Annotated in this window: 16 protein-coding genes and 1 tRNA gene; 9 read left to right on the forward strand and 8 right to left on the reverse strand. The window is 43.1% G+C overall.

Going from position 1 to position 17192, the window contains the following annotated elements:
- Window positions 1-6: 6 nt before the first annotated feature.
- Window positions 7-462, reverse strand: coding sequence for a hypothetical protein (locus F3J22_RS23480; protein ID WP_167020361.1), 456 nt, complete (start codon window positions 460-462; stop codon window positions 7-9).
- 580 nt (window positions 463-1042) lie between these two features.
- On the opposite strand from F3J22_RS23480, the gene F3J22_RS23485 reads away from it, so the two are divergent.
- The 4 genes from F3J22_RS23485 (at window position 1043) to F3J22_RS23500 (ending at window position 6020) form a co-directional block, all read left to right on the forward strand.
- Complete coding sequence (locus F3J22_RS23485) at window positions 1043-3103, forward strand: TonB-dependent receptor domain-containing protein (RefSeq protein WP_167020362.1); 2061 nt, start codon at window positions 1043-1045, stop codon at window positions 3101-3103.
- A 241-nt stretch (window positions 3104-3344) separates the two neighbouring features.
- On the forward strand, window positions 3345-3953 hold the full coding sequence (locus F3J22_RS23490; protein ID WP_167020363.1) for a hypothetical protein: 609 nt from the start codon (window positions 3345-3347) through the stop codon (window positions 3951-3953).
- A 309-nt stretch (window positions 3954-4262) separates the two neighbouring features.
- The gene (locus F3J22_RS23495; protein ID WP_167020364.1) at window positions 4263-5498 is read left to right on the forward strand and encodes a hypothetical protein; all 1236 of its coding nucleotides are present in this window, start codon (window positions 4263-4265) and stop codon (window positions 5496-5498) included.
- 69 nt (window positions 5499-5567) lie between these two features.
- A complete protein-coding gene (locus tag F3J22_RS23500) occupies window positions 5568-6020 on the forward strand; it encodes a CHAP domain-containing protein (protein WP_167020365.1) in 453 nt (150 codons plus the stop codon).
- Between the two features lie 70 nt (window positions 6021-6090).
- On the opposite strand, the gene F3J22_RS23505 is transcribed toward F3J22_RS23500, so the two are convergent.
- The 5 genes from F3J22_RS23505 to F3J22_RS23525 form a co-directional block, all read right to left on the reverse strand.
- Window positions 6091-7131: a hypothetical protein gene (locus F3J22_RS23505; RefSeq protein WP_167020366.1), complete on the reverse strand. Its 1041-nt coding sequence runs from the start codon at window positions 7129-7131 to the stop codon at window positions 6091-6093.
- 810 nt (window positions 7132-7941) lie between these two features.
- Window positions 7942-8253: an RNA-binding protein gene (locus F3J22_RS23510; RefSeq protein ID WP_167020367.1), complete on the reverse strand. Its 312-nt coding sequence runs from the start codon at window positions 8251-8253 to the stop codon at window positions 7942-7944.
- A 406-nt stretch (window positions 8254-8659) separates the two neighbouring features.
- Window positions 8660-8743 (reverse strand) — tRNA-Leu (locus tag F3J22_RS23515).
- A gap of 116 nt (window positions 8744-8859) precedes the next feature.
- A complete protein-coding gene (locus F3J22_RS23520; RefSeq protein ID WP_167020368.1) occupies window positions 8860-9357 on the reverse strand; it encodes a DinB family protein in 498 nt (165 codons plus the stop codon).
- Window positions 9358-9518: 161 nt separating this feature from the next.
- A complete protein-coding gene (locus F3J22_RS23525) occupies window positions 9519-9935 on the reverse strand; it encodes a carbohydrate-binding protein (protein ID WP_167020369.1) in 417 nt (138 codons plus the stop codon).
- 177 nt (window positions 9936-10112) lie between these two features.
- Here F3J22_RS23525 and F3J22_RS23530 point away from each other — a divergent pair, with 177 nt between their 5' ends.
- The 4 genes from F3J22_RS23530 (at window position 10113) to F3J22_RS23545 (ending at window position 13715) form a co-directional block, all read left to right on the forward strand.
- Complete coding sequence (locus F3J22_RS23530) at window positions 10113-10727, forward strand: TetR/AcrR family transcriptional regulator (protein ID WP_167020370.1); 615 nt, start codon at window positions 10113-10115, stop codon at window positions 10725-10727.
- 98 nt (window positions 10728-10825) lie between these two features.
- A complete protein-coding gene (locus F3J22_RS23535; RefSeq protein WP_167020371.1) occupies window positions 10826-11902 on the forward strand; it encodes a hypothetical protein in 1077 nt (358 codons plus the stop codon).
- A gap of 99 nt (window positions 11903-12001) precedes the next feature.
- Window positions 12002-12817 (forward strand): universal stress protein, encoded by an 816-nt coding sequence (locus tag F3J22_RS23540; protein ID WP_167020372.1) that lies wholly within the window; start codon window positions 12002-12004, stop codon window positions 12815-12817.
- Between the two features lie 94 nt (window positions 12818-12911).
- Entirely contained in the window at window positions 12912-13715 is an 804-nt protein-coding gene (locus F3J22_RS23545; protein ID WP_167020373.1) for a methyltransferase domain-containing protein, read from the forward strand.
- A gap of 81 nt (window positions 13716-13796) precedes the next feature.
- Here F3J22_RS23545 and F3J22_RS23550 read toward each other — a convergent pair whose 3' ends face one another.
- Window positions 13797-15302, reverse strand: a complete 1506-nt coding sequence (locus F3J22_RS23550) for a sialate O-acetylesterase (protein ID WP_167020374.1) — start codon at window positions 15300-15302, stop codon at window positions 13797-13799.
- A gap of 163 nt (window positions 15303-15465) precedes the next feature.
- Here F3J22_RS23550 and F3J22_RS23555 point away from each other — a divergent pair, with 163 nt between their 5' ends.
- Window positions 15466-16218, forward strand: coding sequence for a J domain-containing protein (locus F3J22_RS23555; protein WP_167020375.1), 753 nt, complete (start codon window positions 15466-15468; stop codon window positions 16216-16218).
- Between the two features lie 30 nt (window positions 16219-16248).
- Here F3J22_RS23555 and F3J22_RS23560 read toward each other — a convergent pair whose 3' ends face one another.
- Complete coding sequence (locus F3J22_RS23560) at window positions 16249-17175, reverse strand: PorP/SprF family type IX secretion system membrane protein (RefSeq protein WP_167020376.1); 927 nt, start codon at window positions 17173-17175, stop codon at window positions 16249-16251.
- Between the last annotated feature and the right edge of the window lie 17 nt (window positions 17176-17192).

Consider the following 17192-nt stretch of genomic DNA (forward strand, 5'->3'; position numbering starts at 1 on the left):
TTGCGTCTAATCGACGGCATACAGCATTTCAAAAGTGCTGGGATAGTCTTTATAGGATACAGAAATATGGTAATAGAAATTCTTTTCTGCATAATCCCATCCGTGGCTCATCCACACCGGTGAGAACACCTGGAAGTTAATCATGAACTGGGTAGGTTGAATAAAGCTGTTTTTGGATTTGAGCATGTTACATAGCAGGCCCGCATACGGGCGCAGGACGCTATTGCAATAATCAGTATCAGAAGGATTGGAAGCACCTTCAATACGTAGCAGGCTTAAAGTATCTCCCTTTTGAGAGACGTTCACTGCAAATTTTGACTGTGTGGTAAATCCGCCAACATTTGCCATAATTTCATCGCTAAAGAAATTTCTTCCACCCGTATTTATTGGAGTGTCCTTTGTCATCTCTTTGGTACATCCAATCATCAACCAGGAAATGGTTAGTACAATGATGAGTTTCATATTCAATGGGATTTTCAAAAAAAACATATTGCACAAATGCTAATAGATTTGCGCCGAAATAATGAGTAATTCTTAAAGAGATAAACTATTAACCCTAACTATCTGCATGTGAAGCGGGCTATAAAAATTTTTCAGGTACCTCGCCTTCAAAAAATCGGTTGATACAATTTTTAATTAATGGTCTATAAAGGTAATATGATACGCTAATTTAATGCTTATTAGTTAGTTAAGTGCCTCTGGTGCACCTGGTATTCGATTGTGGTACTCGTAGGAAACGACACTAAAATAAGTAAAATTTTTATAGTAATAAAGCAGTGAGCGATCTACCAGAAAAAAAATACCCATCCCTCCTATCCTTAGAAAAATCTGCCGCTAAACATGCAGGAAGATCACATGGTTCCAACCTGCAACGGAGGCCCGTTGACGTAATATTCCGTCAGAAAACATTTTGTAGAAAATTTGAATAGATAGTTCCAGGTAAAGAATATTTTCCTGATCCGATTACCCACAAAATATTGTCAGTCATAATTTTGCGCCTCGCTAAGTCTTAACTGTAATACAATTACAAGATATACGCTATATGAATAATTTTAGCATCACTGGCATCCTCACGATGTCATTACTGGCAGCCGCTTTAAATGCAGGTGCGCAGGATCAGCCAAAGGAAAAACAGAAAGAAAATCGTGATAGTCTTTGGAGCATATCCCTGGAGAATGTGACGGTCACGTCTAATGGGTTAAACAGCAAAATAAAAAACCTGTCCAGCACAGTAAACATCGTCAATAGCAAGCAAATTAAAGATCTTGGCATCCAATCAGTAGGCGATGCGATCAGGCTTATTCCGGGTGCGAACTATCAGGATGAGGATGGACGCGGGCTAAAGCCTGGCATAGGTTTACGCGGACTGGATCCATCAAGAAACGGATATGTGCTGGTATTGGTAGATGGAAAAATACCATTAGGACAAAGTTACGGTCAGCTGGGTGCATATTACATGCTTCCTATTGCGTCCATAGAAAGAATTGAGGTAATAAAAGGCGCATCCCCTGTATTGTACGGGGCTGGCTCTATTGGTGGCGTCATTAACCTCATTACCAAAAAAGGTTATGGCCAGCCCAATGTAGAAGGAAGCGTAGAGGTCGGCAGTTTTAAATACCTCAACGCATCTGCTGCTGCTTTTGGCGATAATGGAAAACTCAACTACTATGTAAATTACAACCGCAGACAAGGTGATGGCTTCCGCACATCCAGGTCAGCTTTTGGAACAAATGATGTTACTTTCCGTGTTGGTACAAAACTGGATAACAAAGATGAATTCACTTTTTCCGGCAATATTTATACAGAAAATGCAGAAACACCAGGGGGGTTGTCAGAACAGCAGTATAAGGATAATTACAGACAGAGTGTAAATCCTTACGATCAGTTTTATGCCAATCGTTATTCTGCTTCTGCCGTATATAAAAAGAATATTGATTCGCTCAACACCATTTCCCTTTCAGTTTTTGCCAATTATTTCAAACGAAACTGGTGGTATGATACTAACAGAGATCAAAAATCTATCCTTGGCGACCTAAGGGATATTTTTACTGGAGGAACCGTGTTAGAATACAACCGCAATAACAACCTGTTTAACCTGAAAAATTCCCTGATCGCCGGATTTAAATATCTCGGAGATCAAACCAACAGCACAAAGGTGCTTGGCTCTGATCCACTGCAACACGTCGGAAAAACGACTTACTCAGTTACAATCCCAACCAATGTTCTGGAAGGATACATTCAGGATGAAATTCATTTTTCCGATAAACTCAGTTTTACACCCGGACTACGTTATACTTCCATCAACTATGGGCAGAATGACTATTTAACTGCGCAAAAATCAGCTACCAAAACAGATGTATTAGTATATTCGTTTGGACTGTTATATAAGCCTGTTGAGCGATTCAGAATTTATTCCACTGTTTCAAAGGGATACAATCCTCCGGTACTGTATGCTGCGTTAGATCCGGGAACCGTAGCCAATGGAAATAGCCTGGGCGCTGAAACCTCAACGAACTATGAAGTCGGCATACGTACCACACCGGCAACCTGGATGGATATCAGCATGAGCGCATATGTACTTGACTTCGATCACAAATTGATAGAAGAGGGTGGTAAGTTTTCCAATGCAGACAAAGCTTTGCACCGCGGGTTGGAATTAGAGATGAATATTTTTCCGGCAAAGGGGTTACGTCTATATGTAACAGGAGCTTTGCAGAAAGCAACCTTCAATAGTGGACCATACAAAAACAATCTTCTCCCCTATGCACCACAACAGTTAGTTACAGTTGGGGCACAATATGAGCGCAATATTAAATCCGGGATACTGGGGATCAATGTTTATAATACCTTTACAGGTAAACAGTATAATGACGCCCTTAATACGGAGCAACCTTCAGAAAATGGAGACAATGGTGCGATTCCTGCCTATAACCTGCTGAACCTATCTGTAAACTACAAATGGAGTCACTGGGGCATCTCCGCAACTGTTAATAATATGCTGAATGAAAAATATTTTACACACAGATATGATTTCTGGGGTGGTAAATTTCCCGGTGCACCAACCACTATAAATATTGGTTTGAACTACAGGTTACATCCGTAAACATAATTCATACCTGGTATGGTAAAGATCCCACTGCAGTGAAAGTGGGATCTTTTTTATTTCTGTAATAATTACCGCAGTGGAAGTAAATAAATTTTGTAATGATAATCAATATATCAGCCCTTAAAAAGGCCGGAAATCATCCCCCATAAATGCTATTGAATTCCATCAAAAGAAATTACACCTTAGTAAACTGAAGTTAACGCCCGATCCCTAACCCCTAATTAATACACGTTATCACATGGCCAATTCACTTTACTTCTGGATCCCCTTATTAGTATTACTGTTAGCAATCTGGCGATGCGATGTCAGGTATAATCTGCTACGCGATAACAGTGATCAGACAAGAAAACCTTATAGCTACAGCAGGGTACAAATAGCCTGGTGGACTGCTATTATCTTCTCATCAATAATAGCCATCATGCTCTGCAAGAACTGGGTACTTGCAGACATAAACGAACAAACACTTTACCTGCTCGGAATAAGTGCCACCACCACCCTAACCGCGCGTACCATTGATGTAATGGATGCTACCAACCCCGATATTCCCCGGGCTTCACTTATCCAGAACACACCCGGAAAAACACTGATCTATGATATTCTGACTGATAAGGGAGGCATCGGCATCAATCGTTTTCAGGCCGTTCTATTCAACCTAATCCTGGGCGTATGGTATGTGCATGGTGTATTAGTCAATCTGGGTACCATCCAGGATGCCAATAAAATACTGCCTGTAATTTCCCCCGGAGCACTGTGGCTAATGGGTATCAGCTCTACTGTATATGCCGGTTTAAAAGTCACGGAAAATAAGCAGCCGGATCCTGTAAAGGTAGCCGGACAGGGTGCCTGAGATCATTAGATCATTGATAATTGAGTCGAAGGAGCACAGACATAGCATCTAACAATGAATTATTGTACCAATGCCGTATAGGCGTTCATGGGAGCGGTATGTTCCTTCCGGAGGGTTAAAAATCACGGTACTTTCCTGGCTTTCATAATACGATGGGCATCTGCATAAGTATTATACCTATGGATATTAATAGATAGTAAAACTGTCCCTTTACAGGAAATGGGTGTAGATCTTTATACACCGAAATCCTACGTACAAACTGCGCGCTATTTCTACCTGAATCTATATGCGATTTAAATCAAACTCCGTATGAACAAGTACAAACATTTTGCTGTCATTTTCAGCGTTCTTATTTATTTTTTGGGCTTTTCTGTTAATACTTTCAGTCAGACGACGACATCCACCAACCCTACCTCCTGTGGTCAAAGCGATGGAACAATAACGATATACAGACTTGCCATTTCAACGAATTACACGATCTCTTACCGTTTTAACGATTCAATAACCCGCTCAATAATTGCCACCACTGATACCAATGGCATCATTGTAATCAGGAATCTGCCAGGAGGTGTTTATGATGATTTCCTGGTTAATAAAACTGATGCCCCCTCTACCTTCGAGAACACTGATAAAATTAAAGTTATTTTAGAAAATCCTAAGATTGCCAAACAGGTAACAAAATTTTTCGGATCTGCCTATGCCAATTTCACAGGGATTCAGGATGATGACCCAAAAGGATTTGCGCAATTCTACGCCAGGTTAAGTCAGCCATTGAATAAATCCGATGGTATAAGTTGCGATGCAAAGGGAAAAAAACGATTTATCTTCCTGCGCAATTTCACGCTCCAGATGACGTATGGCAATACTGACGGTTTTAAAATGTACACCTATGATACGTTAGGGAATAGGTATGTTAACCGCTTGGATTTATTGGCACACGCCTATTTTAATGGTACATTCAATCTGAACGCCCTATCCTTTATCGTTCCTATGAACTGGAATACGAATCCCAGCGGTGATATGGCTCATATCTACCTGGATTTCATCTTTGGGCTGGCGGTGACCAATGTTACGGATACCCTGAAAGCCAGCACTCCCGCAACAGATAAACTGTATAATATCAAGAGCAATTACTATGGATTTAATCTTAAGGCAAGTTTTAGTGATGCTTTCAAATCTAATTTCAATATCGAACTCGCGTATAAAATGTTATTGATCGCCCCTAGTACAAGCATCGTTAATCCTAATGAAAACCCTCAGAATAGCAATGTTTCCTCGATCCATTACCCGGCAAATAGTACAAAATCATTTCTGAATAAGGGTAAATATCCATACAACCAGTTCGATGTCTGGATTTCCTATAACACGGGAAGCGGGAGCAACGGTAATCAACAGGCTGCAAAGAGCAACTCCTGCATTTTCATAAAATATACCCTGATATCCAACTGGGCAGGTGCATCGTCCAGGCATTACGCGAATAATTATTTCCAGTTCCAGATTGGATATATTCTGGATATTTCAAAGATTTTTTACCAGGCAACTTAACTAAAGTCTGCATAGACAAATATTTTTCATCCTGCTTCAAAGTATTGTAGCAATAAAACATCTATACCTATGATAGGCAACAAAGCATTAAGTATTGCGCTGACACAACTGAACGTCAGGGAAGCAACCAACCATAACGATGGTCCGGCAGTAGAAGGCTATTTAAAGGCGGTCGGGCTGAATAAAGGTTATTCATGGTGCATGGCATTTATCTACTGGTGCACCGCAAATGCAGCAAAAGAACTAATGGTCAGCAACCCGCTGAAACGTACAGGCAGTGTAATGGAACAATGGAATTGGGCCGTAGCACATCACTTATCTGTAACGGATCCGCAACCTGGGGATATATTTATAATTGATCGTGGCAATGGGAAAGGTCATACCGGCTTTGTAACAGCAGTGCGGGGAGAATGGCTTGATACCGTGGAAGGCAACACCAATAGTGCCGGGAGTCATGATGGGGATGGCGTTTATACGCATACAAGGAATAAATCCGCCATGAAAGGTTATATACGCGTATAATCAGACAAACAGCTGATTCCGGGTCTGAAATCAGCTGTTTATCAGGTTAAATATTAACTATTGCAGTTACTTACCCTTTTACAGGAGGAACTGCATTCCTGGTTTTATCTTCGAAGTGACGCGCTATTACATTATTGTTTTTCAGCGCTTCTCTCAGCTCTTCTGCTTCTTTTATCAGGCGTTTACCATCACCACCGTCATAGTCGTTGGCGATGAGTGCTTCGGCCTCTTTTATAGCAGCTTCCGGATTATCGAGGTACAGATAAATCTTTGCCTTGTTGTAATAGCTGCCATAACGTAATTTCCTGTCGGCTTTATCGTCAGTAGGATATTTCTTAGGGATCCCATCAAAATAAGTGATCAGGGTCTTTAAAGTATCCTTAGTGCTTTCCGGGAATTCTTCCGGACTAACAGAGGTGATTACATTTCTGAAGGATTTTACCGCAGCCTGCTGGGCATCCTGTTCAGGGTGTTTTTTGGAATCCATGATCCAGAGGAAGTCCACTTCCTTTTTAACAGGGAATCCATATTCTGAACTTGTCACTCTGCTAATGGCAGCGATATGTGTATTTACTTCCTTACGAATCAGCTGACCTTTGATTTCAGCATAGTTGTTTTTGTAGTAATCGCGGGCATCTGAGCGGGAGCCATATTCCTGGCTGGTCCAGGTACTTCTGTCGCCACGGGAGCGGAGCACTGAGTTAACAAGCGTTTTGCCTTTGTAGTCCTTTACAGACCATGAAGCTTCCCAGGAATAAGCAACTGTTACGGAATAGTAATATGATCTGCTGGTTTCCTTTCCGTCTTTGTCTTTGTTGACTACCACACGTTCGTTTATATCATTACTTTCGATCATGAAATCACCAACAGATATATTCACCATGATGTGTGCAAATCCATCTACTCGTTTTAATCCCTCTACATTAATTGCTTCTTCAACGCCATGATCTCCGAAGTTGTTTTTTACACCTGGAGAAATTAAACCACTGATGGAATATGTCTGGTATTCCTGTCCTAATGGGTGTTTAGGTAAATCTTTGTAACTAAAATTGTAGACATAACGGTCCAGGTTAACTTTTTGGGCTTCAGCCTTACTTATAAAGCCAGCCAAAACGCACAAGCACAAAATTTTCTTCATAGTATAGATGTAGGTTTTCAACAAAACTACAAACAACTTACATATATAAAAATATGTGTTTTTAATATTTTTTATATATAATATAATTAAACTATCTAGATACTTTTAACATGATACAAGTGCAGGTTCACCCAAAATTCCGCGCTTGGATTTGGGGGTAATTTAGACGCCGTTATAGGGTACCATTGGGTTTGGCGGATTGTTATGCCAATCTCCAATATTACAGCGTTACTCTTTTTTAGAGGAAGCTCAGGTTCACTATAAATTAAAATCTCTATTTTAAAGGCCTATCTTGTCAGGTGTTTTTGCCGGCTTGATAAGTATTTATTTCTTGTCGCGCAACAGCTTCTCCTGTTCTTCCATCTTCTTTTTTCCAATGTTAAGATGATTCAAAGAAACTTTTGAAAGGCAGAAAATGGTGTTCGGAAGTGAGTGTTATTGTGAGTGCCGTAAATATTGGGAAGAGGTGTAGATAGTAGTAAAATCCGGGACTCGTAGAAAATAAAACAGGTTGTCCCGACTGAGTAGAGACAACCTGTTGATGTACTTAGAACCGGAATTAAACCAGCACTAAAACTTAGTTACTAATATACTTTTAGTGTCGAATGAGTGTAAGGTATTCCAAAGAAATGGAAAGGTGGTTACAGCGCTTCCGCATTTTTTAGCTTGTACTACTGTAGGGTTGTAAGCCGAATGGCGCCTACAACAACAGATCTTCAACCCATTACGATTGACAATATCATCGACTATTTATCGTATTCCGCGTTTTAAAACTTCCAGCTATTAGTACCTGGGTCTAAATCCACCTGGCCTTGGACCGGATCTGGAGAAACGATTATTTTCTGGTCTTTCAGGTTTTGGACGAGCCTCATACACTACTATTGTCTGGCCAGCAACTACAGAATTATTCAATTCCTTAATTGCCAGTACTGCGTTGGAATCGTCTGGCATTTCAACGAATGCAAAACCTTTAGAACGGCCACTGTATTTATCATAAGCCACATTAATACTATATACAACTCCGAATGGGTCAAATAATGACCAAATCTCATCTTCAGTTGTTTTGTCACTTAAATTTCCTACAAAAATATTCACAAATATAGTTTTAGTTATATATATTATTTAAAAAACAGCGACTTAGTTAGCAACTAAAAGTCCAAACTAAATCAGAAAAAGCCAAATGCGACCTTGTTAAAGGTAGAGCAATAAATTGGGTATTACAGGATTAATTTATAGGAATATTATAAGAGCTTAAAGAGTTAGCTTCCTGCAACCCAAAAAAACGGGCATTATTTTCAGACGAAAAGTAAAACATAACAGGTTCTTCTTTCTGATTAGGGGAATTTAAAAGCAATTAAATGAAAACATTTTAAACTAATAGTAAGTAATGATTTTAATTTGTCATAAAAGTAATAGGAAGAAGTATGAAATAGCAGAAAAATAAGGTACCTGTATAAAAGAAAAAAGGTTGTCTCTACTGCATAGATACAACCTTTTCTAGTGCCCAGAACTGGATTCGAACCAGCACACCCTTGCAGGCGCTGCGACCTGAACACAGTGCGTCTACCAATTTCGCCATCTGGGCAACTGATTTTGTGTTTCAGGGCTGCAAAGATAAGGATACAATTCAATTCACCAAATCTTTTTAAAATAAAATTTCAGCTACCCCGTAGGGAGTAGCTGAAATTGAGAACGTAAGCATTAGCGTTCATAGAAGGCAGGAGGCTCGATACCCAGTGCTCTCAGGTATACATAACCCTGGCCACGGTGATGAATTTCGTTGTCAACAAAATACTGCAGGATAAATACTACCGGACCTTCATAGAAACCCCAGGAGTTGTCTACCGTACGCAGACGCTCTGGTGTCAGTGCAGGCCAGGCTGCATTCAGCTGGTCGGTCAGCTCATCCCAGTAAGCAAGTAATTCTGCCTTTGTTTTCAAGGCTTCTACTTCCTTGTGCTTCTCTTCAAAGTTGTTCCACTTGCCATAAGCCAAACCATCAATACCGGTAGCAATAGTAGCCATCTCTGCTACCAGCAGCGCAAACGTACGCATACCACCAATAGTGAATTCAAAAAGTTCTTTCTCAGGGAAGGCCTCGATCACACGACGGGTTAACTTACGATGCCCCTGCCAGTGTGCCAGTAAATCTTCAGGGGTAAGAATAGCAGGTGCCGCGTTTAACGTTGTTGCAGACATAATAATAAGGTTTTTGCTTTTGAATGTTGATTACAATACAAACTTCCATACCTGAAGTGACAACAGTATGTCAGTAGACATTTTAAATTTCCGGATTTTTTTAAAATAGTTTTGCGCCCGCAACAAAATCTGCTGCCAGCTACTGTCTCATCTTCCGAAAACTAGTAATTAAAAATAAAAGAGAAAGAAGTAATGCTAAACTGTGAGCCCCCTTTGGCCACCAGAAACAAATCATGCACCCCTTCCGCATGACGTAGATTGCCCGTCAGCTTGAGGGCATACGTGGTATCGCCTGTATATGGTATATCTAATGTACCAATGATCTTACTTTTCCTGCCACTGGGCATGTCTATCCTGAACTCCAGCTTCGTACCCTTGTCTTTGGTCATCTTGTTGACCTCTACCTTAAACCCTATCTCTCCCAAACTCAGGTTTACCTGCGCAAATCCCAGGATACTGCCATTCTTCATCATAAATTCTGTCTCATATTTTTTTGCCGACGGCGCAGGGTTAGGGCCACTCTGGCCACAAACAGTAAACGCCGATAAACAAAAAAATAATACCAGGATTGATCTCATAGGATATGGGTAAATAATATCACAATTGCCAGCTATCTCCAATTCACTAAAACCCGTTACGAGGTAAATTAATGAATAAACGCCATAAAATTAAGGAATTATGTATAAATATATCAAAATAATAACATACAATTATGTATAACTAAAAAATAGTACATTCGTCCTAAGCATTTTATCATGACAACTAAAGAAAAAATACTGGGCGCTGCACTACAGCTATACAACGCGAAAGGAACGGATGTTATTACGATCAGGCATATTGCTAAAGAAATCGGTATCAGTCATGGTAACCTGCAATACCACTATAAAAACACGGAAGAGCTTATTCTTGCCCTGTTTGGACAGCTCTCTTCGGAAATGGATCAGCTGATGACCGCCGCTGCCGCGCCCGCCATTCCAAGTTTTCATGCCTTCCGGCAAGACCTCCAAAAAGCCTTTACCATCTTCTATAAATACAGGTTTATTTTCCTGCACTTCGTCGCCATAGTACAACGGGTGCCCGAAATAAAAACCCGCTACAACAGCATGGACGAGTTCCGCGGACAACAATTCAGTCACATGTTTGCCAGCTACCGCGAAATGGGCATCTTCAGAAATGATATTCCCACACAAATATGGAAAGAACTCATATCCCTGCTTTATATCACCTCCGATTTCTGGCTGGCACACAATGAAATCAAACTCGGCCTCCAAGACCAGGCTGCAGTAGACCACTACGTTCAGCTGATCAGTAACATGTTTTACCCTTACCTGACAGAAAAGGGTGTCGCTACCTGGCAAGCCGAAAAATAATACCCTCACCTGATAATTATCACCCTGCTCCATGATGATCCTCATTTTTGGTGAACTTTACAAGGCCTAGCTTTGTTAAACCACCAAAAGAGAAATCTATGCAAGATCAAGATGTTATTCAATTGAGTCAGTATCGTGGTGCCCCGGCAGTAACGGTTTTAGTATCTACTCACAGAACATTCCCCGATAACAAGCAGGATAGTATCAACCTGAAAAATCTGGTGACTGCAGCCGAAAAACAATTATACGAACTGTATGATAAACGTGAAGTATGGCCTGTACTGGAAAAAATTAAAGAACTGGAAAATAATGTAGACCACCGATATAATCTCGATAGTCTGGTATTATATGCTTCCGAAAATTTCAGCAAACTATATAACCTGCCTGTTGCTACCACAGACCGTATCATCATTGGCAAACGCTTTGAAATACGCCCTCTCCTGAAAGCGCTGCAGCAGGCCGTACACTATTATGTTATCAGTGTTTCCAGAAAGAAAATCAGGCTGCTGGAAGCCACCAACGATGCGCTTATCCGTGAAGTGAAAAATGATGACTTCCCATTTGAAAATACAACCTACTATACCACCGACCCGATGAAACTCCAGCACGATTCCGTGGTGGATGATCTTATCAAAGAGTATTTCAACGTGGCCGATAAACGCTTTAAGAAATATTACCATGAACAGGCATTGCCGGTAATACTGATGGGCGACACGAAAATGCTGGCCTATTACCAGGAACAGATGGACATCAAAAATATTGTGATCGCCACCGTTCCCGGCAGCTACGACGATACGGTTGACCATGAAATCCCCCGCATCCTCGCTCCTGTTATCACGGATGTACTGGCCAAACGCCAGGAAGCAGCACTGGTAGCCATCAGGGAGGCACTCTCCCAGCAACGCCTGCTGGTCGACCTGAGCGATATTTTTCGTGCAGCCGCAGACGGTAGTGCCGATACATTATACGTAGAAAGCAATTACTTTCAGCCCGGTACCATCCATGATGGCATCATTACCCTACACCCGCAGGAAGAAGCCTATAACGGCGACCTCTCCTACGATGTACTCCTGCCCATCATCGAAATTATCCTCTCCAAAGGTGGTAAAGTGATGTTCATGGAACCAGGCACGCTCAATGAGTTCCAGGGTATTGCCCTGACAACACGCTTCTAGCAGGCCTCTTAACTTTAATCTCATACAATCAGTCATACTTCACAGGCGCCTGCATCACTCGTTGCAGGCGCCCTGTTTTGTAACAAACCCAATACGGCTATGATGAAAATTCTTGTTACTACCGACTTCTCCGATACTGCTAAAAATGCAGTACGCTATGCTGTACAACTCTCTTCGCAGTTCAGGGAAGCTGAAATTATTCTCTACCACTCCTACAGCGTATTACATCTTTCCGGTATCCCCATGCCCGTGCTGCCGGAAGATACCACCACCTTCCGCAGAAGCGTCATGGACGAGATGAGCAAACTGGTGGAAGGCATGGAGGACATAACGCCGGCGACTACACGCATTCATTGCGAAACGGATGTTTTACCGCTGATAGAAGGTATGCAGGAAATCATCGATGTAAGAGGTATAGACCTGGTCATCATGGGCATCACTGGCAAAGGCGCGCTGGGCAAAACACTTATCGGCAGTAATACCCTGGCAGCTACTACGCGTATATCCCTCCCCGTTATCATCGTACCGGCAGATGCCTCCTGGGTATCCGTCAACAAAATACTGTTCGCCTATAATCGCGAGCAAGCCCTCCTATCCAGCCAGAGCCTCCATATTCATAAACTGGTAACCACACTAGCCGCACACCTGGAAGTATTGTATATCGGAGACGAACAGCCAGGAACCGGCGTCAGACAAGAGCTCCAGCGCCTGCTACAGCTAAACGACATCTCCTACCACACCATCCAGGAAAAAAGAACGGCAAAAGAGATCTTACAGTTTGCTGAAACTGCCGCAGCTAACCTGGTCCTGGCACTACCCGGAAAATATGGTTTCGTGGAAGACCTCTTTCATAAAAGTGTAACAAAAGAATTAGCCTACAGCACCAAAATTCCACTGGTGGTCATCGGACAATAATATTCCCGGCTTTTTAATTTCCTTTTGTTTATTTTTCTGAAGCTGAAAAAAATCAGCTCCACGAAAATATTTTATCCATTTAAACTCTGGTTCTATGTCAAACGAGGCGGCAAAACGCGCCGAAATGCCCAGCGGCACAGCGATATTACTTGAAGAAAGAAGTGTCGAAAATTCCAATCATAATTTACTGGCAGTACTTCGCCCCGGCCAGACAGTACTGGATGTTGGCGGGGGATCCGGGGCCATCACACAAGGCATCACCAGGTATGTTGGTAATTCAGGAAAAGTTTATGGTATCGACAGCAGCGAAGAATTGATCGGCATCGCCCGAAACAAATATGGTCATATCCCCAACCTGGAATTTATCCACGGAGATATCATGCGCTATGAAACCTCCCTACGCTTTGATATCATCACGGTAGCCAGAACACTGCAGTGGCTTACCAATCCTGTGGATGTGATTGCAAAACTCAAGCAACTCCTAAAGCCCGGTGGCATACTCTGCATCCTGGACTACAACCATACCAAAGCCACCTGGGACCCGCAACCGCCACAAAGCATGGTCCATTTCTACGACAAATTCCTGCAATGGCGTCAGGACGTTGGCATGGATAATGAAATTGCAGATCATCTTTCTGCATTGCTTTCCGAACAGGGCTTTTCAGACATTACCATTACTGATGAGTCTGAGCGTGGCACCCTCAGCGATCCCGGCTTCCATGCCCATGCCAATATCTGGGCGGTAGTGGCCAAACTCAGGGGAAAACAACTGGTGACAGACAACTACATCACGGAGGACGAAAGATTACTGGCCATTGAAGAATATGAAACATGGGTAGCTTCAGCAGCCAGAAGCCATACCATGTACCTGAGAGGAGTACATGGCACCTTAAAATAATGCATGTATCAAAAAGGAAAAGCGCCTGTTACTATAAGTTTTATAGCAACAGGCGTTTTTTCATATAGCCGTTTGGGTTAGTTAATCCACATCTGTCCTAAATGGAGACGCCGGCAGATCTGCACTGTTATAAAAGTTGTCGTGCGGAATATCCGTCCAGCCGAAACGTACAGCCACAGGCCTTTTTACTCCTTCGGCGGTTACTACCAGCTTATTACCGCTGATGGTTGCCTTCGCAGGAACGAACACTTTGTCTTCACCGGCAATGGTGAAACCTGTCAGCGGGCCGTTTTTAGCTACCAGCCCCTTACCTGTATGGCTAAACGAAAGGATAGCCTGGCTGCCTTTAAAAATGGCGCTTTCATACACCGGCCCTGAATATTCCAGCTTTTCCCTGTAAACCATCGCCCTGGCTGCCAGTGCCAGTCGCGCCCCTACTAACTGTTTATTGCCGGGGTGCAGGTTAAAGGTAGAGTCGATGCCATCGGTGATGACTGCCATAAATGTATTGGGTACACGTTTCCAGGTGAGGAACTGGGCCTCCCGCAGATCCGGGCCCTTGCTTTTATTCGGGGCTATCTGTACAAAAAGGAAAGGAAGGTCCTGGTGCCAGGTATCTCTCCAGTTTTTTATCAGTGCCGGAAACAGCGTCTCATATTGCTTTGCACGGTCGCTGTTAGATTCTCCCTGGTACCAGATCACCCCGGTAATCGGGAAATTGCGCAACGGATAGATCATGGCATTATACAAACCACCGCCGTTACGTTTCAGTAACTTCAGCTGGTTATAGGCTTTCACACTGGCGGTATCAGTAGTACCTGCAGCGGCGGCGGCCTTCAGGGCCTCCTGGAGTCTGGCACTTTTTTCTTCATAGCCCTGCATAGATTCCTCATAGGATGTTACCAGCGACCGCAGCTCAGGATCTGCCGCCATAACGGATTTATCCAGCCAGTATTCCGCTGCGGTGCCACCCCAGCAGGAATGTATCAGTCCCAGCGGCACTTTAATCTCCGGTTGAAGGTCTCTCCCAAAAAAATAACCGGCAGCAGAAAAAGCCCGTACATGCGCGCTATCACAAAGCGACCAGGCCGTATTCACTTCTTCCTGCGGCGTTACAGCACCTTCTTTTGCAGGCACCTTAAACAGTCGTATCTGCGGATGGTTTGCCTTTGCCAGCTCCTGTTGATAATTATCCACATCGGGCTGGTTCTTATGTGGCCCTACCTCCTTGTCCATATTGGATTGTCCGCTGCACAGCCAGACATCCCCTACCAGTATATCCGTCACCGTTACCATACCATCGCCACTGGCGGTAAGCGTATATGGCCCACCGGCTTTTAAAGGCTGTAGCCTGACCATCCAGCGGCCATCTTTTGCTACGGCACTTACCTTTTGTCCGTTGAAACTAACAGTAATCGTTTTTCCGTCCGTGGCGGTTCCCCATACGGGAACAACCGTATTCCGCTGCAAAACAGCATGATCAGTAAATAAATTTGCCAGCCTGATATCTGCAACAGCCACACGTGCAGCTAATACCGCAGGGAGCCCCAGCAGCAGGATTTTTTTCATCGGAGCAATGAAGGACATGTTTGGTGGAATTGGTCTTAAAAATGTAAATCTGGTTAACAAGATAGAAAAAGCGATATTGATTAACCTGTAATTTTTAATTATCTTATCAAGATGAGAGAAATTAGTTGTAGTAATAGTAGTATATTGACATTAGACTAGCTTATTTTAGCATAAGCAGCCGATGGCAGCGACCCTTTTATCCATGATGAACTATTACTCCATATTGGAACTTCCTTATTTCGCAGGTAGCGAAGATGTAAAAAAAGCCCACCGCCGGCTTTCCAAGAAGTATCACCCGGACCTTAACCCAGGCAATGCCGTTTCTGAGGAGAAATTCAAACAGGTACAACATGCCTATGAACAGCTGAACAACCCCGACAGGAAAGCCTATTACGACGAACTACTGCGACTGAACCTCTATAGATCGCAGCAGACGACCTCCAATACAGGCACAGCGGGCAGTCACCAGCAAACTGAGCAGCAACAGGAACAGTATTCCAGCCAGCAGTATTATACCAGGGAAGAAACAGACGCTGAATATCAGCGGCGCCATAAATATGATATGGAAGATGACCTGCCGCCAGATACCAGGAAAGATATATTTATAAAGCTGGGCATTATTGGTCTTTTTATGCTGATCATAGCACTGGGCGCTATTTTTGGCAAACGTGAGCCATCTCTCCCAAAAAACTTAAACAATGAAACTCAGGCCAGCTACGACCCTACAGACGATCCTGTGGTGAACGAACTGGGTATTGATCAACAGTCATCCAAGGCAGCCATCCGGGAAAAACTGGGTAAGCCTTTGGAAGTATACCAGGCGGAGCATGGAATGGAAATGTGGACCTATCCCGGTTACCTGCTGTTTTTCCAGGACGGAAAATTTGTAACCGTGGTTAAAATAAAAAAAGCCCCTGCGGATTCAGCTGAATAACCGCAGGAGCTTCTAAAAAATATAACCGTATTATTTAAACAGATCTACTGTTAATCCTACTTCATAGGTGCCGTCTGTATAATTCCTCAGACCACTGGTCTGCGTATTGTAAAATGCATTCAGTCGCACGGTATTCATCACGTACACGCCTACCCCAAAAGCGAAACTCCCGGTGGTATGATATAACGCCGTCAGGTTGAGTACATTCTGTACGAAGCCTACATTCAGTCCTACGTCTATGATCGGGTCATATCCCTTAATGCTTCTGAAGCAGGCTTTCGGGGTTACGGAAGAAACAGCCCCATAGAGATCAAACTTATAAGCCAGCGCAGAGAAGAATACCGTACCACCATCTACACCAGGATAGCTCTTTCCGGTGAACATTGCACGGATATTAGGCAACGAAGCCTGTGCAGTCCAGTGGCGGTCTGTATAGGCCATCCCGAAATCTGCTTCAAAGTAGTCGTCGCGGTTGTTGTACTGCCTGGCAGCCGGATCATTAGGATCACCGTTTATTTTGGAATAATCCAGGCGCTGGAAATTCATCGCCAGCGACAAACCGAAGTTCAGTTTTGCGCCATAGTCATTTAACGGCAGATGATAGGCATAAGATCCCGCTATACGGGTTCTTGCCAGTAAGCCGGCCTTATCATTGAAGATATTGAGTCCGGCCCCTACCCTGGCACCAACATAGCCATCGCCAGAGAAGAACTGTGTAACCGGCGCCCCTTCGATGCCATTGATCTGTCCGCGGTAAGAGGCGTTAAAGTGCCATCCGGTATCAACGCCTGCCATGGCAGGGTTGGCCAGGTACTGATTCTGAAAATAGGAAGTTGCTGAAGGATCCAGCAGCGCAGCAGTTTTACTGAGCGACTGGCTGTACCCCCGGAGGGATACAGCGCAGCACACTACAGTGATTATAAATTTTCCTGCTCTTAAATATAATGAACGACTCATTGTATTGATTTTAACAG

The sequence above is a fragment of the Chitinophaga sp. Cy-1792 genome, from assembly GCF_011752935.1.
GTDB lineage: Bacteria > Bacteroidota > Bacteroidia > Chitinophagales > Chitinophagaceae > Chitinophaga.